Annotated in this window: 21 protein-coding genes; 2 read left to right on the top strand and 19 right to left on the bottom strand. The window is 64.5% G+C overall.

What is annotated here, in order from left to right:
• Positions 1-30 precede the first annotated feature (30 nt).
• From C3E77_RS05135 to C3E77_RS05125, 3 genes are all read right to left on the bottom strand, one after another.
• Positions 31-876, bottom strand: a complete 846-nt coding sequence (locus C3E77_RS05135) for an alpha/beta fold hydrolase (protein WP_108393086.1) — start codon at positions 874-876, stop codon at positions 31-33.
• 118 nt (positions 877-994) lie between these two features.
• The gene (locus C3E77_RS05130) at positions 995-3,982 is read right to left on the bottom strand and encodes a hypothetical protein (RefSeq protein WP_108390644.1); all 2,988 of its coding nucleotides are present in this window, start codon (positions 3,980-3,982) and stop codon (positions 995-997) included.
• 172 nt (positions 3,983-4,154) lie between these two features.
• Entirely contained in the window at positions 4,155-6,371 is a 2,217-nt protein-coding gene (locus C3E77_RS05125; protein WP_108390643.1) for a glycoside hydrolase family 3 C-terminal domain-containing protein, read from the bottom strand.
• Between the two features lie 159 nt (positions 6,372-6,530).
• Between C3E77_RS05125 and C3E77_RS05120 the strand changes: the two genes are divergently transcribed.
• A complete protein-coding gene (locus tag C3E77_RS05120) occupies positions 6,531-7,865 on the top strand; it encodes an MFS transporter (RefSeq protein WP_108390642.1) in 1,335 nt (444 codons plus the stop codon).
• A 118-nt stretch (positions 7,866-7,983) separates the two neighbouring features.
• Here the strand turns inward: C3E77_RS05120 and pheT are convergent, their stop codons facing one another.
• From pheT to infC, 10 genes are all read right to left on the bottom strand, one after another.
• Positions 7,984-10,509, bottom strand: a complete 2,526-nt coding sequence (gene pheT / locus C3E77_RS05115; RefSeq protein WP_108390641.1) for a phenylalanine--tRNA ligase subunit beta — start codon at positions 10,507-10,509, stop codon at positions 7,984-7,986.
• Position 10,510: 1 nt separating this feature from the next.
• Positions 10,511-11,551, bottom strand: coding sequence for a phenylalanine--tRNA ligase subunit alpha (pheS, locus tag C3E77_RS05110; RefSeq protein WP_108393084.1), 1,041 nt, complete (start codon positions 11,549-11,551; stop codon positions 10,511-10,513).
• Positions 11,552-11,578: 27 nt separating this feature from the next.
• Positions 11,579-12,511: an amino acid ABC transporter permease gene (locus tag C3E77_RS05105; protein ID WP_108390640.1), complete on the bottom strand. Its 933-nt coding sequence runs from the start codon at positions 12,509-12,511 to the stop codon at positions 11,579-11,581.
• Positions 12,508-13,155 (bottom strand): amino acid ABC transporter permease, encoded by a 648-nt coding sequence (locus C3E77_RS05100; RefSeq protein WP_108390639.1) that lies wholly within the window; start codon positions 13,153-13,155, stop codon positions 12,508-12,510. The genes C3E77_RS05105 and C3E77_RS05100 overlap by 4 nt, the downstream gene beginning before the upstream one ends.
• 78 nt (positions 13,156-13,233) lie before the next feature.
• A complete protein-coding gene (locus C3E77_RS05095) occupies positions 13,234-14,097 on the bottom strand; it encodes a glutamate ABC transporter substrate-binding protein (RefSeq protein WP_108390638.1) in 864 nt (287 codons plus the stop codon).
• A gap of 89 nt (positions 14,098-14,186) precedes the next feature.
• The gene (locus tag C3E77_RS05090; protein ID WP_108390637.1) at positions 14,187-14,942 is read right to left on the bottom strand and encodes an amino acid ABC transporter ATP-binding protein; all 756 of its coding nucleotides are present in this window, start codon (positions 14,940-14,942) and stop codon (positions 14,187-14,189) included.
• A 139-nt stretch (positions 14,943-15,081) separates the two neighbouring features.
• The gene (locus C3E77_RS05085; protein WP_108390636.1) at positions 15,082-15,891 is read right to left on the bottom strand and encodes a TrmH family RNA methyltransferase; all 810 of its coding nucleotides are present in this window, start codon (positions 15,889-15,891) and stop codon (positions 15,082-15,084) included.
• Positions 15,892-15,995: 104 nt separating this feature from the next.
• Entirely contained in the window at positions 15,996-16,388 is a 393-nt protein-coding gene (gene rplT, locus C3E77_RS05080) for a 50S ribosomal protein L20 (protein ID WP_108390635.1), read from the bottom strand.
• Positions 16,389-16,416: 28 nt separating this feature from the next.
• The gene (gene rpmI / locus C3E77_RS05075; RefSeq protein WP_108390634.1) at positions 16,417-16,611 is read right to left on the bottom strand and encodes a 50S ribosomal protein L35; all 195 of its coding nucleotides are present in this window, start codon (positions 16,609-16,611) and stop codon (positions 16,417-16,419) included.
• Complete coding sequence (gene infC / locus C3E77_RS05070; protein ID WP_108390633.1) at positions 16,604-17,188, bottom strand: translation initiation factor IF-3; 585 nt, start codon at positions 17,186-17,188, stop codon at positions 16,604-16,606. Before infC ends, rpmI begins: the two co-directional genes overlap by 8 nt.
• A gap of 269 nt (positions 17,189-17,457) precedes the next feature.
• Between infC and C3E77_RS05065 the strand changes: the two genes are divergently transcribed.
• The gene (locus C3E77_RS05065) at positions 17,458-17,823 is read left to right on the top strand and encodes a DUF1844 domain-containing protein (protein WP_198410458.1); all 366 of its coding nucleotides are present in this window, start codon (positions 17,458-17,460) and stop codon (positions 17,821-17,823) included.
• 151 nt (positions 17,824-17,974) lie between these two features.
• On the opposite strand, the gene C3E77_RS05060 is transcribed toward C3E77_RS05065, so the two are convergent.
• From C3E77_RS05060 to C3E77_RS05035, 6 genes are read right to left on the bottom strand one after another with little or no spacing between them, the layout of a single operon-like run.
• Positions 17,975-18,742, bottom strand: coding sequence for an SseB family protein (locus C3E77_RS05060; RefSeq protein ID WP_108390631.1), 768 nt, complete (start codon positions 18,740-18,742; stop codon positions 17,975-17,977).
• Positions 18,726-19,472: a bifunctional 1-(5-phosphoribosyl)-5-((5-phosphoribosylamino)methylideneamino)imidazole-4-carboxamide isomerase/phosphoribosylanthranilate isomerase PriA gene (priA, locus tag C3E77_RS05055; protein ID WP_108390630.1), complete on the bottom strand. Its 747-nt coding sequence runs from the start codon at positions 19,470-19,472 to the stop codon at positions 18,726-18,728. Before priA ends, C3E77_RS05060 begins: the two co-directional genes overlap by 17 nt.
• Positions 19,473-19,529: 57 nt before the next feature.
• Positions 19,530-20,180, bottom strand: coding sequence for an imidazole glycerol phosphate synthase subunit HisH (gene hisH / locus C3E77_RS05050; RefSeq protein WP_108390629.1), 651 nt, complete (start codon positions 20,178-20,180; stop codon positions 19,530-19,532).
• Complete coding sequence (hisB, locus tag C3E77_RS05045) at positions 20,177-20,785, bottom strand: imidazoleglycerol-phosphate dehydratase HisB (protein ID WP_108390628.1); 609 nt, start codon at positions 20,783-20,785, stop codon at positions 20,177-20,179. Before hisB ends, hisH begins: the two co-directional genes overlap by 4 nt.
• The gene (locus C3E77_RS05040; protein WP_108390627.1) at positions 20,782-21,864 is read right to left on the bottom strand and encodes a histidinol-phosphate transaminase; all 1,083 of its coding nucleotides are present in this window, start codon (positions 21,862-21,864) and stop codon (positions 20,782-20,784) included. The genes hisB and C3E77_RS05040 overlap by 4 nt, the downstream gene beginning before the upstream one ends.
• A gap of 40 nt (positions 21,865-21,904) precedes the next feature.
• Complete coding sequence (locus C3E77_RS05035) at positions 21,905-22,351, bottom strand: LysM peptidoglycan-binding domain-containing protein (RefSeq protein ID WP_162924913.1); 447 nt, start codon at positions 22,349-22,351, stop codon at positions 21,905-21,907.
• Positions 22,352-22,446 lie beyond the last annotated feature (95 nt).

Below are 22,446 nucleotides of genomic sequence, written 5' to 3'. Positions count from 1 at the left end.
TTCTCGACCAAAGTCGAGGGGCGCATCAGGTCATGGCACCACGTCTGCGATGATCTGGCGTGCAACGACCCCTGGCGCATTCTCGGGCAGCCAGTGATTCTCCTCTATCTCCAGGAACTGGTACCTCGCCCGCACGAACGACTGGCTGAGTTCGGCAGCGCGACGCCCCAGGGCCTGATCACCGTTGCCCCAGACATACGTGGTCGGCACCGTCACTGTCCGGGCGCGGGGTGCGCCCCGATCCGGCAGCCACATCCCCCGGTACCAGTTGAGCCCGCCGGTGAGCCGCCCCCGCTTGGACATGAACTTTCCATAGTCATCCGCAGCGGAGGGCTTCAGCCCCATCCGTCGCAGCAGCGCGGCGAGGCGTCCGCGCAGCAGGGTCTCGGGCAGAACGGGCAGTTGGAACACGAGAATGTAGAAGGACCGCAACAACTGGGCGGATGTCACAAGCGAACGAACCAGCGCGGCCGGATGTGGTGTGGACAGAACAGTGAGGCCGGTGAGTCGCTCCGGCGCCGCCGCTCCGAGCTGCCACGCGAGTGCACCACCCCAGTCGTGCCCAACCAGATGGACCCGCTCGACTCCAGCGGCGTCCAGCAGCGCGAGCACATCGCGCTGGAGCTCCGCGGCGCGGTAATCCCGCCGTCGGCGCGGCCGAGCGCGGTCCGAATAACCGCGTTGGTCCGGGGCCAGCGTGCGGAGGCCAGCCGCGTTCAGGATCGGCACGACGCCGTCAAAAGAGTGGCGGTTGGCCGGGAACCCGTGCAACAGCACGACGGTCGGCCCGTCCAGCGGCCCGCTGTCGGCCACGTCAAAGGTGAGGTCACCCCTTGTGTACGTGCTGATGCGCTTCGCGGTGCTGCGATCGGTCATGCCTTCATCCTCGCTGAATTCGTCCATCGGATGCAGGGGTTGAAGTGTTCCGGTTTCGCACCGAGCACGAAAGAACGCCGGTGCGCACCACTGGGGCGCACCGGCGTTCATCGTGCCGCTATTCGGCGAGCCTGCGGCGGCGAACCATCAGGGCTGCGCCGAGGCCGAGGAGCACAACGGCGACAGCCACCCAGCCCAGAACCGACACGCCGGTGTGCGCCAGGTCCTCGTCGGTGCCTGCAGAGGTTCCCGGCTCGTCGGTCGGTTGTGCGACCGCGGGAGCGTCCACGACAGGAATCGCCGCGCCAGGTTCGCCGGCTGCTGGCTCTTCCCCGCTCGGCGGAATTGCCGCGGCAGGATCGAGAACTGCGAAGGCAGCCGCCTGCGAATAACCCGAGCCGAATCCGGTGGCTACGAACTCGTGGGCGCCGACCTCTGCATCCGCTGGAATCGCTACCTCGAACGACACTGAACCGTCAGGGCTCACGACCGAGCCGACTGTCACTGGCTCCGAGTGGAACACCAGGTCCACTGTCTCCCCCGCACGGAAGCCGTCTCCGGTTACCGTGACTGTGCTGCCAGCGAGAGCAGCAGCGGGCGAAACCTCGAGAGTCCCGAGCTCAGCGAGAGCCTCTTCACAGGCATCACCCTGCGCACCCACCTCTGGCAGAGACGCCGCGGGAGCCCCGCTGCGATCAGTGACTCCGTCGTCTTCACGCAGGACAATGGCTCCGAAAGCATCGCCGATTGTCGCACCGCCCTGCGTATTCGACACGTTGGTGACGTACGACGCGCTGGCTGCGGTGCTCGCCGCGCTGTCGCCCTCGATGGTGATCGTGACAGCCTTACAGATCTCGCCGGGCGAAAACTCCACTTTCTGCATCGCTGTACCCACGCGCCCGACGCCCGAGCCCAGTGCCGTGAAGTACATCGTCGACGCGGTCTCGGCAGGCTTCGACAACACGACCGGCACGCTCACCGATCCGATGCCGTTTCCTTCATCGACGGTCACCTCAGGCACTGATGCGACCGGACGGGTCGAGAGTTCAACGTTGCCTACATCGGACGCGGTCAGGAAGGCGAGGTCAGAGAGCAGAACTCCCCCGTCGGCCCGCGCACCGGTGAAGCGAACTTCCCGAACATCAGAGAGATCGACCCCGTCGAATGCCGTGACCGGAACCGCGATTTGCTGCAGAAGTGCCTTGCGGAGAGGATTTGCCGAACCGGGAAGCACGGTAAGTGCGTCTCCGTATTCGGATGCCGTCACCGACGCGGCACCGCCCGAACCATCGAGAAGAGTGACTGTCACATCCGTTGAACCACTCACCGTGTCATCCGGACTCACCCGGAACGACAGGTTTTCGTATGCGGAAGCATCAACGGAGCCACCGGGCACCCGCACGCGAAGCTCGCCAGCGGCATCCGACCCTCGAACCGGTTCTGTGTACGAGAAGTGCATCGCCGTCGTGGATGGAACCGAGTTGGCCTTGCCGTTCGAACCGGTGGTACTCCAGTCCGGCGCCTGCGCGAACTCAAGCCTGGTGATGCAGTACGGAAGCACGCCAGGAACATCCACCGGGCTGAGGCTCTCGCAGACGGCATATGTGCCCGCACCCGTCACCCGCACAGTTGTGTCGGGAGCAGTGAAGTTGTTGATGTCGAAACGCGACGACGAGGGAAGCGTTGCGCTCACCCGAACATCGGCACGGCCGGCCGACAGCGGCTTCGCGTCGCTACCGTCGAACATCGGGAGGAACTGCTCGTCGCCGCCGCCGGTCAGGCGAAAGAACGCGGCGATGTACGAGTTGCCGAATGCGTACTGCTCGTCGGCGTTCAACCGGGTCGGAGCGCTCGCGCCACAGGTCGGGTCGGTTTGGTTCCTGTCCATGATCGCCCAGTCGTCGCTCGTCGCGACGGGGTACTTACCCGGGGTCCATGCCGTGTTGAAGTAGTTGTGATTCGTTCCCATCACGAGAACAGACGAACGGAGCACGTCATCGCCATATGCATGGCGGGAATCGTCGATGTATTTCTGGCCCATCTGGTCTTCGACGTCGCCGTCACAGTAAGGGAGGATCGTGGCGGTCGGGATGCCAGGAACGGTAATCCGGGTGTAGTCGGTTGGGGCGAGGGGCAGCACACCGGTGATGCCGAACGGCTGCTCGAGTTCTGCGTTGAGCACAGCTGCCCGCATCACGCCCTCACCGCCGCGGGAGTGGCCCATCAGGCCAACATTGTCGAGGTCGAGCTGACCGGTAAGCGCCCCATTGAGACCCACGGCTGTGCCGGCATTCGCTTGGCGCAGGAGTGAGAGGTGGTCGAGAACCAGCTGTCCGCGGGCTGCCGCACCGGTGTCATCCGCGAGGGAGCCGTCGAGGGCGTTGATGGCGTTCGCCGAAATCGAGATAACTGCGTAACCCTGGCTGGCGAGGATGGTTGCCGCGTCGTTGTATCCCAGATAGCTTTCAACATCGACCTGATCGGGGTTACACGGCCACGCGAGGGGGTTGCGGGCACCGCCTGCACAGGAGGTGTGGCGCCCGTGGAGGAACACAACAACCGGGCGCTCGCCCGTTGCACCGGTCGGCATGAACACAGCCGCACGCATCTCGCCCTTCCGGCCAAAGTCCCGGATCTCGACCGCCTCGTCGCCGAGGTCGTAGTCGTAGCGTGCGACGGCATACGGGCCGACGGCCGCGGGGTCATCAGCGAGGACAGCAACGTCGCGGGCCGGCGGTTCCACCGCGCGCAGCCGTGAGCGCTTCTCGGGGATGTCGACGGTCGGGTCGCCAGCCCCGCTCCAGCCCTGGCTGATATCAGAGGCGGTGGTCACCATCGGGTCCGACGTCGTGACGGTGAGCGTAAGGCCGTCGAGCGACTCGGTCGCGATGCCGAGTTCGATTCCGTCAGCCCACAGGGTGGCGGCATCCGCCCGGATCTCGAGGGGTACTGACAGAGTTTTATCGACTCGATAGCCACCGGGAACCGTAGTTACGGACCAGTCATCGCCGTGGGCGATGACCGGAGATGTCGCTGTGACGGCGGAGGCGGGTGGGGAACTGAGTACGGGGGTTGCTGCAAGGCAGAGAGCTGTGGCTATTGCCACACTTCTCCACGGGCGCGCTGATCTGGGCAAGCTGCTCCTGTGTGAATGGGACGGGGATGCCTCCTCGCCGCTTCGTTCACTCGACGTATAACTTCAGTCCAACAAGGAGCGCTGCAAACCTATCGGCGCGAATCGGCCGAAACTGGCCAGGAAATCAGACCGAAACAGACTCTTAACCGCGGTGCCGTTTTCGTGACGACGCGTCGTCGATGATGACCTCCATGTCCCGGCGAGGCAGCGGAAAACCGTCGAGTCGTCCAACGGGGAAATTCCCCAGCAGCTGGACCAGCTCGGGCGGGACCCCTCCCGGACGAGACTCAAGCGCTTCCGTCAGCATGGGGCCAGCCACGGAGTGTGCCAGGACCTCCTCGAACGACGACTCGAGCGAGAGCGGGAGTACGACGTCGTCGCCGTCGAGCTCGAGCGCGGTAGTTGTGCGGATATCGCGGCTCGAGGCGCCGACCTCGATACTGTACGAACCGCGCTCGACAACCCAGCGGTCGATTCGGACGTCCCAGTAGGCCAGCTCGTCGCGACGAACCACGACAACGGCCTCGGCCGTCTCCCCCGGCTCAACGGACACCACAGCAAAGCCCTTCAGCTCGCGGGGCGGCCGCTGGACCGTCGACGAGGGCAGCGAGGTGTAGACCTGAACGACCTCACGACCGGCCACCGACCCGGTGTTCGTCACCGGCACAGCGACCACGATGTTGCCGTCGGCGCCCACGGTCGCGGACACGTCGCCGTACTCGAAGCGCGTGTACGACAGACCGTGACCGAAGGGGAACGCCACATCTGCTCGTGCCTCGTCGTACCAGCGATACCCCACGAGGATGCCCTCGCCGTAGCGTACGTGTCCGTGCTCACCGGGAAAGTTACCGAAGGAGGGGGTGTCTTCCAGCCGCAGCGGGATCGTCTCGGTGAGTTTGCCGGAGGGATTGACGGTGCCGAATAAGACGTCGGCCGTCGCAGATCCACCGGCCTGGCCCAGCAGCCATCCCTCCAGAATCGCGGCCACTGAACCGGCGAACGGCAGCGTGACCGCTCCGCCGTTGGACAGCACGACGACGGTGTTTCGGTTAGCCGCCGCGACAGCGTCGATGAGGCGCAGCTGATCGGCGGGGAGGTCCATGTGCTTGCGGTCGAACCCTTCTGACTCTTCGTCGGCCGGAACCCCGAGGAAGACGACGGCGACGTCGCAAACGGATGCCGCCGCAACGGCATCCGTTCGAAGCGAGTCGGTGTCCCCACTGCCGTCGAGCGTGAAACCGGGAGCGAACGCCACGTCGGCGGACGCTTCGGCGCGGATCGCATCCAGCGCGTTGTCGAGACGGGTCGGGTTGATCTGCGATGATCCTGCGCCCTGATACCGGGGCGTCCGCGCGAACTCACCGATCACCGCGATCCTGGCGTCGCGCGCCAGCGGCAGCAGCTCATCGTCATTCTTCAGCAGCACCAGGCACCTGCCAGCAACCTCACGAGCGAGGGCGTGGTGGGCGTCGACGTCCAGCGGACCGGACGCGACCGGACGCGCCTGCGCCTTGCGCACCAGATTCACGACCCGACGGGCAACCCGATCGAGTGCATCCTCGGTGAGCGAGCCGTTCCGCACCGCATCGACCACCTGCGCGTCGGTTCGACCGCCACTCGACGGCATTTCGAGGTCCAGACCCGCCGCGACGCCCGCGACCCTGTTGTTCACGGCGCCCCAGTCAGACACAACGAGCCCCTCGAAGCCCCATTCGTCACGCAACACAGTCGTCAGCAGCCAGGGATCTTCCGAGGTGTAGACGCCGTTGATCCTGTTGTACGAGCACATGACTGTCCACGGCTGCGCCTCGCGCACCACCCGCTCGAAACCACGCAGGTAAATCTCGCGCAACGGGCGAGGGTCGACGTCACTCGACACACGAAGCCGATCCGTCTCCTGGTTATTCGCGGCGAAGTGTTTGAGCGAAGCACCGACACCCTGCGACTGGATTCCACGAACGAGAGCGGATGCCATCACGCCGGAAACTATCGGATCTTCCGAAAAATACTCAAAGTTGCGGCCGCACAACGGGGAGCGTTTGATGTTGATGCCGGGGCCGAGAAGAACCGCGACGTCCTCAATGGCCGACTCCACACCGAGAGCCTCCCCGACGCGCTCGGCCGCGTCGACGTCCCAGGATGCGCCCAACCCCACCGCCGGCGGAAAGCAGGTCGCCGGTACGCTCGCGGCCAAACCCAGGTGATCGGTGTCACCGGCCTGTTTGCGGAGACCGTGCGGGCCGTCGGTGAGCATGACCGAAGGGACGCCAGCTCGATCAACTGCCTTTGTTCTCCAGAAGTCTGCTCCGCTGGTGAGCGATGCCTTCTCCTCGAGGGTGAGGTCAGAGAGGTCGTCCATGAAAGAGCCCTTCCGTCGGCCGAACCGGCAACGCTGCCGGTTCGGATCGGCACGGAGATCGTGCTTGCGAGTCGCAACTCTATAGGTCTACATTTCCACAGACAAGGATCCGAGTCCTCCAGCGACCGGTCCTCACCCAACCGGCCAAAGGGGGCAGGTATGTCAACATCGAGCGGGTCCGCAGCGGGGATGCCATCGGGCATGACGACGGCAACGACGGTCGTACGGGAGCACCACTGGATCCCTGAACCGACGGAGCCAGCCAAGAAAAGTTACGTAGTCTGGCTGCTCCTCGCGCAGCTGTTTTTCTTCATCGCACTTCTCGGCCCGGCGATCGTCGGAATCGGAATCAAAATCCAGTCGCTCGTGGCGGCGGGCGCGATCCCCGAGAACGGTGCAACCGGAGCGGCAGCCGTACTCGGCGGCTTCGGCGCACTCTTTGCCACGGTGGCCAACGTGATCTTCGGGCGCCTGTCGGACCGCACAACGAGCAAGCTGGGGCGCCGCCGCATCTGGGTCGTCACCGGCACCGTCATCATGACCCTCGCCTTCGTCATCATGGCACTGGCGCCGAGCCTGCTCATCGCGACTGTGGGCTGGTCGATCGCCCAGCTGGGCGCCAACATGACGCTCGCGCCGTTCATCGCGACAATTGCCGACCAGGTGCCGAAGTTCCAGCGAGGCAAGATCGCGGCCGCGATCGGCATCGCCCAAAACGTCGGCATCCTGGGTGGCACCTACGTCGCCGAGTGGTTCGCCGACCAGCTGGTCATCATGTTTGTGGGCCCGTCCGTTCTGGCGATCATCGTGATGGTCATCTTCGCTTTCGTCCTGCCAGACAAGGTGCTTCCGGTTCACCCACCGCGCGCGTCGTTGCGCGACTGGGCGGAGACGTTCTGGGTCAGCCCGGCGAAGTATCCCGACTACGGCCTGGCGTGGTGGTCACGATTCCTCATCACCTTCGCGAGCTTCGGCTTCACCACCTTCCGGTTCTTCTACCTGCTCAACCACATCGGGGTTGAGGAAGAAGATGTCCCCGCCGTGATCTCGACCAGTGTGCTCATCTACACCGTCGCGCTCGTCGCTGTGAGCTATTTCGCCGGCTGGCTCTCCGACAAAATCGGCAGACGCAAGGTGTTCGTCTGGAGTTCTACCGCGCTCTTCGCCATCGGCACGTTCGCCCTGATTTTCGTCGATGACGTGGGTACGTTCTTCATTCTCGAGGCCATTCTGGGAGTCGCGTACGGCATGTACGTTGGCGTCGACCTCGCACTGGTTGTTGACGTCCTGCCCAACCCTGATGACTCAGGGAAGGACCTCGGTGTGTTCAACATCGCCAACGCGCTTCCCCAGACGATTGCCCCGCTGATTGGCGGCATCCTCGTCTACGTCGGTGATCCAACCGGCAGCAACTACGGGTTGTGGTTCACCGTCTGTGCTGTCGCCGCGATCATTGGCGCTCTCGTGATATTCCCGATAAAGAAAGTCAGATAGCGCTTCGCCCCGCACGCGAAAACACCCGTTCCGGTCGAGAACATCCGGCATGCCGGGTGATGTCGACCGGAACGGGTGTTCTCGGTGAAACGGGTGTTCTCGGTGAAGCTCGGACTATTTACTCGCGCAGCACGGCTCCGAAACGCTCGGTGGCCAGCGCCGAACCGGCAAGCTTGGCCTCCGACGCCTCAGCAGCGGTCAGCGTGCGGTCCGGGGCCCGGAACCGCAGCGCGAAGGTGAGGCTCTTCGCATCGTCGGCGACACCCTGTCCGCGGTAGTCGTCAACAAGGCGGATGTCTTCCAGCAGTTCGCCTGCGCCCTCACGAACCGCGGCGAGCACGTCGCCAGCGGGCACCGAGCGTGGCACAACGAGTGAGAGGTCCTGGGTCGCTGCGGGAAGCGTGCCAATCACACCAGCGGCGATGTCGGCATCCGTCGATTCGAGGATCGCGTCGAGATCCAGCTCGGCGACGGCGACAACCCGCGGCAGGTCGGAGTCGAGGGCGAGCTGCGGAAGCAACTCCCCCGCGTACCCGACAACGCGGTCACCAACACGAAGTTCAGCGGTGCGGCCCGGGTGAAGCGACTTGTGGCTGCCCTGAACGACGTCGATCGCCGCACCGGTCGCGAGACCGATCTGCGCAACGGCGGCGAGGGCATCCGCGATTCCGGACGGAACTGCGGCGAGTCCCGGCTGCTTGGCGACGACGTTTCCGACGATGAGCACAGCGACGTGGCGCGGCTGCGGCGGGATACCGGCGTTGAGCTCGGCGAGCTGCTCGTCCGTGGGACGTGCGACACCTGACGGCAGTTCGGCCTGGCCGTACTGCACACCGGGCTCAGGGGTGAAGACCAGTCCGAGTTCGAAGATCGACACGTCGGTCAGCCCACGCGACAGGTTGCGCTTCGCCGCCGAGATCAGGCCAGGCAGCAGGCTCGTACGCAGGTACGGAGCGCTCGCATCGAGTGCGTTCGCGACCTTGATCGCCGGAACCGTGCCCTCGACGGGCGAACCGAACTTGTCGTTGTCAGCGGCGCTGAGGAACGGGAACGCGAGGATCTCCGTCGAACCGGCGGCCGCGAGCACGTCGGCGACGTTGCGTCGAACACGCTGCGAACGGGTGAGACCGCGGCCGGGAGGAGCAACGGGCAACACCGAGGGAATCCGGTCGTAACCGACGATGCGCGCCACTTCTTCGGCGAGGTCGCTCTTGTCGGTGATGTCAGGGCGCCAGGTCGGCGCTGTCACTCGAAGGCCGCCGTCGGCGTCTTCGACAGTCGCTCCGATTTCGACGAGCGAGTCGCGGATCTCGTCGGCGGTGTACTCAATGCCGATGAGGCCCGAGATGTAACCGTCAGGCAGCAGGATCGGTGTTGCGGATGCCGCTTCACCGACGATCGAACCTGTCGCGTCGGCCTCTCCCCCGGCCAGTTCGACCATCAGTTCAGAAACGCGCGACGCCGCCGCAACAGCGATCGCGGGGTCCACACCGCGCTCGAAGCGCTTGGACGCTTCGCTCGGCAGCTTGTGCCGACGTGCCGTGCGCGCGATCGACACCGGGTCGAAGTTCGCGGCCTCGATGAGTACATTGCGGGTGCTCTCACCCATCTCGGTGGTCGCGCCACCCATGACGCCGGCGAGGCCGATCGGCCCCGAACCGTCGGTGATGAGGAGGTCCTCGGGGTTGAGCGTGCGCTCCTGGCCGTCGAGGGTCACGAGCTTCTCCCCCGGCTGCGCGCGCCGCACGGTGATGCCGTCGGTGAGCGCGTCGAGGTCGTAACCGTGAATCGGCTGGCCGAGCTCGAGCATCACGTAGTTGGTGATGTCGACGAGGAGCGAAATCGAACGGATGCCCGCAAGCCGCAGTCGCGAGACCATCCACGGCGGCGTCGGACGTGAGGCATCCACGTTCCGGACAATGCGGGTCGCGAAGACGCGCACACCGGGCTTGCCGTGAATCGGAGCGTCGTCGGCGATCGTGACGGGGAAGCCGTCGGTTCCGGTCGGCTGGAAGTCCTCGCGCAGCGCGGGGTCACGGAATGCGGCACCGGTGGCGTGGGCGTATTCGCGGGCAACGCCGCGAATCGAGAATGCGTAGCCGCGGTCGGGTGTGACGTTGATCTCGACTGCTGCGTCGTCCAGACCGAGCAGCGCGATGGCATCCGTCCCTGGCTCAGCGTCAACGCCGAGCGTCGACAGGCGCAGGATGCCGTCGTGCTCGTCGCCGAGACCGAGCTCACGCGTCGAGGCGATCATGCCGTCGGAGACGTGGCCATAGGTCTTGCGGGGCGTGATCGGGAACGGGCCGGGGAGAACCGCACCGGGCAGGGTCACGACGACCTTGTCACCGACGAAGAAGTTCCCTGCGCCGCAGACGATGCCGTGCACGTCCGGTCCGCCGTCGGCGGCGAGCTGGCCCTCTGGGGCAACGCGCACCTGGCACCAGCGAATGATCTTGCCGTTTTTCTGCGGCTCCTCGACGAACTCGAGGACCTCGCCGACGACGACGGGTCCGGTCACGTCGAATGTGTGAACGTCTTCCTCTTCGAGGCCGACCTTCACGAGTGCAGCGTGGACGTCTTCGGTCGTTGATCCCGGTGCGAGATCGACGTATTCAGCGAGCCAACTGAGGGGCACCCGCATGCTAAACCACCATTCCAAACTGCTGTGAGAAGCGAATATCGCCCTCAACCATCTCCCGCATGTCCTGGACGTCGTTGCGCAGCATCAGGCCACGCTCGACTCCCATGCCGAAGGCGAAACCTGAATACTCGTCCGGGTCGATGCCGGCCGCGCGGAGCACGTTCGGGTTGATCATGCCGCAGCCACCCCACTCGATCCAGCGCGGGCCGTGCTTGAACGTCGGGTGCCAGAAGTCGAGTTCGGCGCTCGGCTCGGTGAACGGGAAGTAGCTCGGGCGCAGGCGGATCTTCGCCTCATCGCCGAAGATCGACTTCACGAAGTGGTCGAGCGTGCCCTTGAGGTGCGCCATGGTCAGGCCCTTGTCGACGGCGAGGCCCTCGAACTGCATGAACACGGGCAGGTGGGTGGCATCGAACTCGTCGGTGCGGTAGACGCGACCGGGCGCGAGCACGTAGACGGGCAGCTCGCGGCTGAGCAGCGACCGCACCTGGACCGGTGAGGTGTGCGTACGCAGCACGAGGTGCGACTCGGGCGGGTCGATGAAGAAGGTGTCCTGCATCGCGCGCGCGGGGTGGTCGGCGTCGAAGTTGAGCGCGTCGAAGTTGAACCACTCGCTCTCGACCTCCGGGCCTTCGGCGATCTCCCAGCCCATGCCGGTGAAGATCTCGCTCACGCGGTCCTGGAGGAGGGTGAGCGGATGCCGTGCGCCAGCGGTGTAGCGGCTGGCCAGCGCCGTGACGTCAACGGCCTCTGCGGCCAGCTGAGCCGCGTTCTCGGCTTCGACGATCTCCTGCTCGCGAGCGGCAAACGCCGCGTTCACGCGACCGCGGGCCTGACCGACGAGCTTGCCGAGCGGGGCCTTCTGGTCGGGAGCCACGTTGCGCAGCTCGCCGTTGAGCTTCGCCAGTGGCGAGGACTCTCCGGTGTGCTCGGTACGTACGTGCTTGAGGGCTGCGGAATCGGCTGCGGCGGCAATTGCGGCGAGGGCTGATTCGACTGCCGCGTTCACGGCGGATTCGGTTATTACTTGCGAGTCGGACACGGTCCACAAGTCTACCGAGTGCCGGAACTACACGCCGCCGCCCTCACCTTGCTGCCGCGCCGAAGCCGACGCCCGGGCGATCACGATTGCCGGATCCACATCGACGGGCTTTCCGCCCTTGCGTCCCCGGCCCCCACGGCTCGCCGAGTCAGTGTGCTTCGAGAGCCAGCGGGCGACCCACGAGAGTGAGAGGTTCATGATCAGGTAGATCACGAATGTCACGGCGAAGAGGGAGAACAGGTAGCGGTTGCCGTAGAAGCTCGCGAGGTTGTTCATCGTCGCTCGGAGAAGTTCCGGATAGCCGACGATGAACCCGAGCGACGTGTCCTTCAGCAGCACAACCAGCTGGGCGACGATCACCGGCAGCATCTGGCGGAATGCCTGCGGGAACTCGATGAGCATCCGGGTCTGAAGCTCGCGCATCCCCAGGCTCAACCCGGCCTCACGCTGGCCACGCGGAAGAGAGGCGAGCCCGGCCCGAAGCGCCTCACCGATGATGGCACCGTTGTAGAGGCCGAGAGCGAGCACAACAGCGAGGTAGGCCCCGCTGGAGAAGCCGAGCAGGATGAAGAGCATCATCAACAGAACGGGCATGCCTCGAACGAACTCGAGGACAACAGTGGTGGGAACCCGGATCCAGGCCGTCTTTGCCGTGCGGAGCAGAGCAAAGATCACGCCGAGAACGAGCGCGAGGACCGCTGCTGCTCCCGCGGCGCGCAGCGTGTTGAGCACGCCGGTACCGATGAACGTCCAGACCTCGGGATCGCTGAAGATGTCCCAGCGGCTCGGATCAAACATCCCCGGAAGCACGACTCCGCCGGAGCTGGGGCGAGGGGCCGCGAGAATCGAATAGATCCAGTACAGGCCGGCGAGAATGAGGATGCCGACGACGATGGAGACGATCAGCGAGAGACGCCTGGCCTTCGGACCGGGAGCGTCGAACAGAACGGAACCGCTCATCGCGCAACCACCCACTTCTTCTCGAGCCGCCCGGCAAAGATCCCCAGCGGAATGGTTATGAGCAGGTAGAACGTAGCGACGCCGAGGAGAACCGCGATGACGGCGTTTCCGTTGTCGTTCGCGAGCTCCTTACCGATGGTGAAGAGCTCGGCCACGAAAAAGCCGCCGGCGACCGAGGTGTTCTTGGTCAGCGCGATGATGACGTTGATCAGCGGCGGGATGACCATCCGGAACGCCTGCGGAAAGACGACGTAGCCGACGGTCTGGCTGAACCCGAGGCCCAGGCTCCGAGCCGCTTCTGCCTGGCCGATCGGAACGCCGTTGATTCCGGAGCGCAGGGCTTCGGCCACGAAGGGCGAGGTATAGACGCTCAAGCCGATCATGGCGAAGGTCGCGTAATCAAGCCGGACACCGAGGTACGGCAGGATGAACGCGCAAAAGAAGAGGACGAGTGTGAGCGGAGTGTTCCGGATCAACTCGGTGTACACGGCGCCGAAGCCCCGTAGTGAGGGGACCGGTGAGATCCGCATGGTCGCGATGATGGTCCCGAGGATCAGGGCGGCGATCGCAGCGACAACGAGGAGTTGCAGCGTCATGCCGAAGCCTGAGAGGTACCGAGGCAGGTTGTCGATGATGACGTCCATGTGGCCTCTTCCGTTTCTGTTGTGTGGCGCTCACGAACGGGGCGGGGACCTGCCCCGCCCCGTTCGTGTGTGGAACTTCTAGTAGCGGTCTACCGCAGGAGGCTCGACGTACTCGAGGACCGTTCCAGCGGTGCTGTCCCAGGCTTCCTCGTACGAACCGTCTTCGTAGGCTTCCTCGAGGACATCGTTGATCCAGTCGCGGAACTCAATGTCGTCCTTGGCAAGACCGATGCCGTAAGGCTCGTCGGTGAACGGCTTTCCGACGACCTTGAACTCGCCCTCGTTCTGAGCAGCGAGACCGGCGAGGATCACGTTGTCAGTCGACACGGCGACGACCTGGCCCGAGCGCAGCGGCTCGAGGCAGTTGGAGTACGTGTCGGTGAGAACCGGGGTTGCGCCGATTTCAGCGAGCTTCGCCGCCGGCGTCGAACCGGTCACCGAGCAGACCGGCTGACCGACGAGGTCCTCTTCGCTCTTGATGTCCTTGTTGTCGGCCAGCGTCAGGATCGACTGCCCGGCCATGTAGTACGGTCCGGCGAAGTCGATGACTTCCTTGCGCTTGTCGTTGATCGTGTACGTGGCGATGACGAGGTCGACTTCACCGTTCTGGATGTACGGCTCGCGGTTCGCGGAGACCGTTTCCTTCCACTCGATGTCGTCTTCGGCGATGCCGAGCTTCGCGGCGATGATCTTGCCGACCTCGACGTCGAATCCGACAGGCTCGCCGCTCGGGCCGACGAGGCCGAACAGCGGCTGGTCGAACTTCGTGCCGATGGTGATCTTGCCGTCTTCGGCGAGCTCGGCCATCGTCGTGCCCGCTTCAAATGTCGGGGCCGCTTCCGGCTCGGGGGCTGCGGTGTCTCCGCCGCCTCCCGCGCAGGCGGAAAGCGTGAGCAACGCCGCTCCGCCGAGGGCGATCAGTGATAGCTTTTTGCGCTTCATCTCGTTCTCATTCCTTGTGATGTGCTGTGTTTTCCCGGCTGCCGAAGCGGCCAAGGAGGAAGAGCCGCGCGCTCAGGGGCGCGAGGCGGTCAGTGGTCGAGAATCTTGGACAGGAAGTCCTGTGCCCGTTCAGACTTCGGGTGGCTGAAGAACATTTCGGGAGTGGCCTCCTCGACGATCTCGCCTTCCGCCATAAAGAGCACCCTGTCGGCGGCCTTGCGGGCGAATCCCATCTCGTGGGTAACGACGATCATGGTCATTCCCTCTTTGGCGAGGCCGACCATAACGTCGAGAACTTCATTGATCATTTCGGGGTCGAGCGCACTCGTCGGCTCGTCCATGAGGATGAGCTTGGGGCTCATCGCCAGTGAGCGGGCAATCGCAACACGCTGCTGCTGACCACCGGAGAGCTGTGCAGGCATCTTGTGCGCCTGGTTGGCCACCCCGACGCGCTCAAGCAGCGTCATCGCGCGGTCAGTGGCATCCTTCTTCGACATCTTCTTCACCTTGATCGGTGCGAGCGTGATGTTCTCGAGCACTGTCTTGTGCGCGAACAGGTTGAAGGACTGGAAGACCATGCCGACATCGGCACGGAGACGGGCGAGATCTGCTCCTTCTTCCGGGAGCTTCTTGCCGTCGATGGTGATGGTGCCTGAGTCGATGGTCTCGAGTCGGTTGATCGCCCGGCACAGTGTGGACTTGCCCGAACCGCTTGGCCCGATAACAACGACGACCTCGCCGCGGGTCACCGTGGTGTTGATGTCCTTGAGCACATGGAGGTCGCCGTAGTGTTTGTTGACCGAGTCGACGACCACCAGGGGCTCACCAAGTTTCGCGATGGGCATGCTCGTCGTGTTCGGTATCAGCGTTGGTTCCATTCGTCCAAACTAAGGGACCCGGTGTTTCGCCCGTATGACGAGAGGCATCCGTTACTGATTCGTAACCAAGATTACGAACAGAATCGGATGCCTCTGGTGGGGTGGGTCAGACGGCGCTTCGCTGCGCGAACGCGGACTCGTAGAGGCACACTGACGCGGCGGTTGCGAGGTTCATCGACTCGGCGTGGCCGTAAATAGGAACCGTGATCGCGGCATCCGCGAGCGGAAGCTGTTCGTCGGTCAGACCGTGCGCTTCGTTTCCGAACAGCCACGCGGTCGGCTGCACCAGTTCACCGGAGACGCGGGCGTCGAGCAGGCTCGTTCCCTTGACATCGGCGGCGAGTACACGGAGGCCAGCCTTGTGCGCCCGCTCGATGACGTTCGGGAGCTCGGCGCCGACGGCGATCGGCACGTGGAACAGAGACCCGGTCGTCGAGCGGACGACCTTGGGGTTGTACAGATCGACGCTGCGTCCGGTGAGGATGACGGCATCCGCACCTGCAGAGTCAGCGGCACGGATGATGGTTCCCAGGTTGCCGGGGTCGCGGACCTCTTCGAGGATGGCAATGAGCTTGGGCTCGCCATTGAAGATGTCCTTCATCGAGGTCGGGAACTGGTGCGCGACGGCGATGAAGCCCTGCGGAGTCACTGTGTCGCTCATCACACCGAGGACTTCCTCGGAGACGAACTCGACGTCGAAATCGGTCTGCTCGTCAGCCATGGCTGCGATGTCGGGGTACCGCTCAAGAGCTGTGGGTGTTGCGTAGAGCTCGACGATCAGCCCGGGGCGGAAGGTCAGCGCCTCTGAGACCGCCTGCGGGCCCTCGAGAAGGAAGAGGCCGGTCTCGAGACGGGCCGGTCGTTTGGCAAGTTTTGCTACCGCTCTGACGCGCGGGGAACGTGGGTTATCAAGCACTCCCCCAGTCTAGGGACAGGCACGTCGAGGGTGGGGAGGCTCGCGCACAACGAAACAACGGGCACCCCGCCGAAGCGGGATGCCCGTTGAAAGAAGAAAGCTGCTTACGCTGCTGCGTCAACCTTCGGAGCCGAAGTGTCGGCCGGGAGGGCCTTCTTCGCGCTCTCGACGAGGGCCGCGAACGTGGCGGGCTCGTTGACAGCGAGCTCAGCGAGGATGCGACGGTCAACCTCGATACCAGCAAGGCCGAGGCCCTGGATGAGGCGGTTGTACGTGAGGCCGTTGGCACGCGATGCCGCGTTGATCCGCTGGATCCAGAGGCGACGGAAGTCACCCTTCTTCTGGCGGCGGTCACGGTACGCGTAAACCATGGAGTGGGTGACCTGCTCCTTGGCCTTCCGGTACAGGCGCGAACGCTGACCGCGGTAACCCTCAGCCCGCTCGAGGATCTTCCGACGCTTCTTGTGAGCGTTTACCGCCCTTTTTACTCTTGCCATTTGTCTATATTCCTAACGGGTTCAGGTCTTAGTGACCGAGAAGCTTCTTGATGTTCTTGGTGTCAGCCTTCGAGACGAGCTGGTCGGTGTTCAAGCGACGCTTACGCTGTCCGGACTTCACCTCGAGGTTGTGGCGCATGCCCGACTGCTGCTTCTTGATCTTGCCGGAACCGGTGAGCTTGAATCGCTTCTTGGCACCGGAATGGGTCTTCTGCTTAGGCATTGTCTTCCTCCTGCTTCGCTGCTTTGTTGGCAGCACGTTGTGCGTTGGCTTCGGCCTTGGCCTCTGACTTGTTTTTCAGAGGGCCGATCACCATGACCATGTTTCGACCATCGATGGTCGGAGTGGACTCAACAGTGCCCAGTTCCGAAACATCTTCGGCAAATTTTTGGAGCAAGCGAACACCCTGGTCGGGTCGTGACTGCTCACGACCGCGGAACAGGATCATTGCTTTGACCTTGTCACCAGCCTTGAGGAAGCCCTCAGCGCGCTTGCGCTTGGTTTCGTAGTCGTGCTTGTCGATCTTGAGACGGAACCGCACCTCTTTGAGGATCGTGTTCGCCTGGTTACGCCTGGCCTCCTTGGCCTTCTGCGCAGCCTCGTACTTGAACTTGCCGTAATCCATGATCTTCGCGACCGGAGGCTTGGAGTTCGGGGCGACCTCGACGAGATCGAGCTCAGCTTCCTGCGCCAGGCGCAGTGCTACCTCAATCTTGACAACGCCGACCTGTTCTCCGGCGGGACCCACGAGGCGGACCTCGGGGACTCGGATACGGTCGTTTGTACGGGGATCGCTAATGCGTTACTCCTCTAACTCAATCTCTGACTTTCAATACAGACGGATGCCTGAATCAAGCGAGAGAGGAGAAGTCACACACCACAACCATGACGGCAATAAATCCATCACAGTGGCTCGTACCCTATCTACCTCAGCATGGAAACCATGCGTCTGGCGGAGTACAACAACCCGGTAACCTTAGTGAAGCGGTCAAGCGCGGGTGGGAATTTTCCTCTTTCGTACCGGAACTTTAGTCCCGGAGCCGTCTTAGAGTCTAGCAGAGGTTGGCATTGAGCACTAACGAATCCCCATACGACAACGTTGAAGACGCTGCGTCCGACGCAACCCGCGACATCGCAGACGTCGGCGCCGTCGAAGTCATCACGACGACAGCCGTCCACCTCATGAGCGCTGCGGCGGTCAAATGTGGCCTCGCCGACGACCCTGAGTCGCAGCAGGACCTCGATGAGGCACGCAAGCTCATCAACGCGCTGGCCGGCCTGATCACCGCGGGAGCACCCGAGATCAGCGACATGCACGCGCGGAGTCTCCGCGATGGGCTTCGGTCGCTGCAGCTGGCGTTCCGTGAGGCATCCGTCATTCCTGATCCCGTGGGCAAGGGCCCCGGCGAGAAGTGGACGGGCCCGGTCAACTAGGCCCTTCTGCTCCACCTGCGGGCGCTACGCCTCGCGCCCGCAGCGTTCGTCTGTCACAGATGCACGGCAAACGCGCCGGAACGATGCATTAGCGACAGTTGAACGCCGCCCAACGCTCCCCTTCCGCGGTCACCGCGGGAGCGGGAGACGATCAGGACGAGGCTTCGAGCCGTACCGCGAGCGAGTCGACCATCGTCGCGATCACATCGCTCGCCGCCCAGCGCTGGGCAAGCCTCGACAGCACAGTGTCGAGTTCACTGCGGGTGAGTCCGTCGATGAGCTCGAGGTGCGCGATGAGTTCAGGGCCGGCCAGCCGTGCGCGCGGGTCTCCCGACTCGAGCCGCACGTCGAGCACGGCCAGCTCGGAGCGCGCACTCGTGAGAAAAGCGTCGAGCACATCGGGGTTCGTGTACGCGGGCTGCCACGGCAGCGACTGCGCGATAGCCCACAGCGCCGGTCGCCGAATGGCGAACTCGGTCGCGCTCGTGGGGTCGAGCACGACGAGGTCTGTGTTCTCACTCGCCGCTGCGAGTGCAACACGGATGCCGTCGGCCGGCACCGGTCGCGCGATCGTGTTCCAGGACTGCATGGCGGCCACCGACGAGAAAACGGGCAACACGTTACGGCCGTCTGGGCCGGCAACGGTCACGATCGACAACTCCTGCGTCTTGTCGACTTTCTGGCCCTGCGCGTTCACGCCGACATCGCCGGCGTGGGTCACGAGTGGGATGAGCAACCGCGACGAGCGGAACGCGTCGACGACGGCATCCTCCCCCGCGCGCCCGTCGGCGAAGCGCGTGAGCGCGTCGATCAGCTGAGGGGGCGCCGACCCATCGTCGCCGGCAAAAGCGTTCTCGCCGAACTGGCGGCCCTCCCAGGGCTGCCCGGCCGAGTCTGCGGGATTAGTCGGATGCGACATCCAGCGCCTCAGCCAGTGTGAATGCACCCGCGTAGAGCGCCTTGCCGACGATCGCACCCTCGAGACCGAGCGGCACGAGTTCGCGCAGGGCCACGAGGTCGTCGAGGCTCGAAACGCCACCGGACGCAATGACCGGTCGGTTGGTCCGCTCCATTACCTGGCGAAGCAGGTCGACGTTGGGGCCCTGGAGGGTGCCATCCTTCGTCACGTCGGTGACGACATAGCGGGCGCAGCCGGCCCGCTCGAGCCGATCGATGACCGCCCACAGGTCGCCGCCCTCGCGGGTCCAGCCGCGAGCCGCGAGTGTGGTTCCGCGGACATCCAGGCCGACCGCGACGGCTTCGCCGTACTGGCCGATGACGTTTGCGGCCCACTCGGGGTTCTCCAGCGCCGCTGTACCGAGGTTGATTCGCTTGGCTCCGGTCGCGAGAGCCGCCTTGAGCGACGCGTCGTCGCGGATGCCACCGGAGAGTTCGACGTTCACACCTCGGACCTGCTTGATCACCTTGCGGATAACGCCCGCGTTGTTCCCGCGGCCGAATGCGGCGTCGAGGTCGACCAGGTGGATCCACTCGGCGCCCTGGCGCGCCCAGTCAGCGGCGGCGTCGACCGGATCGCCGTAGCTGGTCTCCGTGCCTGCCTCGCCCTGGGTCAGGCGGACGGCCTTGCCGCCGGCGACGTCGACAGCCGGAAGCAGCACAAGCTTCGGGGTCGTGTTGAACTCACTCATGAATTGTCCTTGGTTGTTGGTGCGGCACGAGTGTGCCATTCGAAAGAATGCGGAGGGTCAGTCCGACGTGAGAGAGCCGACCCAGTTGGCCAGCAGGCGGATGCCGGCGTCGCCGGACTTCTCCGGGTGGAACTGCGTCGCGCTCAGCGGACCGTTTTCGACAGCGGCCAGGAACCGTGTTCCGTGTTCAGCCCAGGTCAGAGCCGGCTCGTGGAACGGCGGCATCACCTCGAGCTCCCAGTCCTGCGCGGCGTAGGAGTGCACGAAATAGAAGCGTTCGTTGCGGATGCCGCGGAAGAGGACGGAGTCTTCGGGCGCGTCGACGGTGTTCCAGCCGATGTGCGGGAGGACGGGCGCATCGAGTTCCGTCACCACGCCGGGCCACTCCCCGAGGCCTTCTGTGTCGACGCCGCGTTCGACACCGCGCTCGAACAAAATCTGCATCCCGACACAGATGCCCATGACCTTGCGACCGCCGGCCAGCCGGCGGTCGATCACTTCACCACCGCGCGAGGTGGAGAGCTGTTCCATGACGGCGCTGAACGCTCCGACGCCGGGCACGAGAAGACCGTCGGCCTCGAGTGCCTTGCGTCGGTCACCGGTCAGCTCGACGTCGGCGCCCGCGGCTTCAAGTGCCTTGACCGCGGAGTGGACGTTGCCGCTCCCGTAGTCAAGGACAACAACGCTTGGCCGTGACGATCCCGTCACAGTGCGCCCTTCGTCGATGGGATGCCGGTCACGAGAGGATCGAGAGCCTTCGCCTGCCGGAACGCGCGCGCGAACGCCTTGAACTCAGCCTCGGCGATGTGGTGCGGGTCGCGCCCGCCGATCACGGTGACGTGAACGGTGAGTGCGGCGTTGAACGCGATGGCTTCGAACACGTGCCTCACCATCGAGCCGGTGAAGTGACCGCCGATGAGGTGGAACTCGAACCCGGCGGGCTCGCCGGAGTGCACGAGGTACGGCCGACCCGAAATGTCGACGACGGCCTGCACGAGCGCCTCGTCGAGGGGAACGAGAGCGTCTCCAAAGCGCGAGATGCCCTCCTTGGTGCCGAGTGCCTGCTTGATCGCCTGTCCGAGTGCGATGCCGATGTCTTCCACCGTGTGGTGCACATCGATCTCGATATCGCCCGTGGCCCGAACCGTGAGGTCGACCAGGGCGTGCTTGGCGAACGCGGTCAGGAGGTGGTCATAGAAAGGCACAGTGGTGTGGATGTCGCTGACACCGGTTCCATCGAGATTGATGGTGAGATCGATGGTGGATTCGCTCGTCTCACGCTGGATCCGGGCGATGCGCTGCGGCTGGCTCATGAGTTCGAGCTTACCGCCGCGATGGCATCGAGAAACGCTGTCGTCTCTGCCTCGGTACCGGCCGAAACCCGCATCTGGTTGGGGAGGCCGATATCCCGGATGAGCACGCCTCGCTCGAGCAGCGCATCGAACAGGGCCGCCGGGTCGTCGACGCCACCGAACAGCACGAAGTTGCTGTGGCTCCGGTACGGGCGGAAGCCCAGGTCGGCGAGGCCTGTGCTGATGCGGTCGCGCTGGTGCTTGATGTCATCGACCATGGCGAGCATCTCGCCGCTGTGGGCAAGCGCGGCTATCGCCGCGGCCTGGGTAAGTGCAGAGAGGTGGTACGGGAGACGCACCAGCCGAAGCGCGTCAGTGACGGCCGGGGCTGCAGCGAGGTAGCCCACCCGGGCGCCTGCGAACGCGAAGGCTTTGCTCATGGTTCGTGACACGAGCAACCGGTCGCGGCCTTCGAGAAGGGACAGCGCGCTGGGGGTTCCTTCCGGGGCGAACTCGAAGTACGCCTCGTCCACGACGACGATGCCATCGGTCGCGTCATACACGGCCTCGATGGTGTCGAGCCCAAGTGGGGTTCCCGTGGGGTTGTTCGGCGAACAGAGAATCACGACGTCGGGGTTTTCGCGGCGAACGGCGGCGCTGGCGGTCTCTGGTGAGATTTCATAGTCGGCGTCTCGCTCGGCGGAAATCCACCGGGTTCCGGTGCCTGCGGCCAGCAGCGGGTACATGGAGTAAGTCGGGCTGAACCCGAGGACCGAGCGGCCAGGTCCACCGAAGGCCTGGAGGACCTGCTGCAGAACCTCGTTCGAACCGTTCGCGGCCCAGATGTGATCGGCACTGAGTCCGTGCCCGAGATACCCGGCGAGACTGATCCGTAGTTCGGTGAACTCACGGTCGGGGTATCGATTCACCCCGAGAACAGCGCGGGCGAGGGCGGTCACGATGTCGCGGGCCACGTCTTCGGGAATCGGATGCGTGTTCTCGTTGACGTTCAGGGCGACGGGCACGACCTTCTGGGGTGCGCCGTACGGGGACTTGCCACGAAGATCATCGCGGATGGGCAGGGCATCGAGAGAACTCACCCCGGAAGTTTACCCGCCGCGCCTTGCGCTCCGGTGTGCGTTACGGAGTTGTGTATCGCTCGGGAATGGCGATGTTCTGCCCGGGAACGACAGTCGATGTTTCGAGCTGGTTGAGGGCCATGACATCGGCGATCACGTCGCGCGGGTCGGCTTCAGGAGCCAGCGTGCCCGCGAGCGACCACAGGGAGTCACCGTGTTCGACAGTGACGTACTCGAACGACGCTGAGCTGGGAGTCGACGACGCTGTTGCGGCGCCGGCGTTGAGTCCGAGCCAGGCCGCGAGAGCGATGAGCGGGGCGGCGGCGAGCGAGGTCAGGACGACGCGACCACGCCGGGTGAGTCGGATGCGCCCGGTGGGGCGTGCAATCGTCGCTGACACGTCGCCCACGATGGCCTGTGCGCCCGGGTTCGATGGGCGCGGCGCCTCGGGCCGCCGTGCGGTTGGACGTGAGAGAGAGTGAATGGGGGTGATGACTGCGGTGCTCATGGTGCGCCTCCGGTTCGTGCTGTGAACTGTTGTGTGGCGATTCGAAGAATTCGTATCCGGCCCTCGGCCGGGAGGGCCGAATACGAACCTGTATT

The sequence above is a fragment of the Mycetocola zhujimingii genome (genome assembly GCF_003065425.1).
Classification (GTDB): domain Bacteria; phylum Actinomycetota; class Actinomycetes; order Actinomycetales; family Microbacteriaceae; genus Mycetocola_A; species Mycetocola_A zhujimingii.
This window is presented reverse-complemented; position numbering and strand designations above follow the sequence as displayed.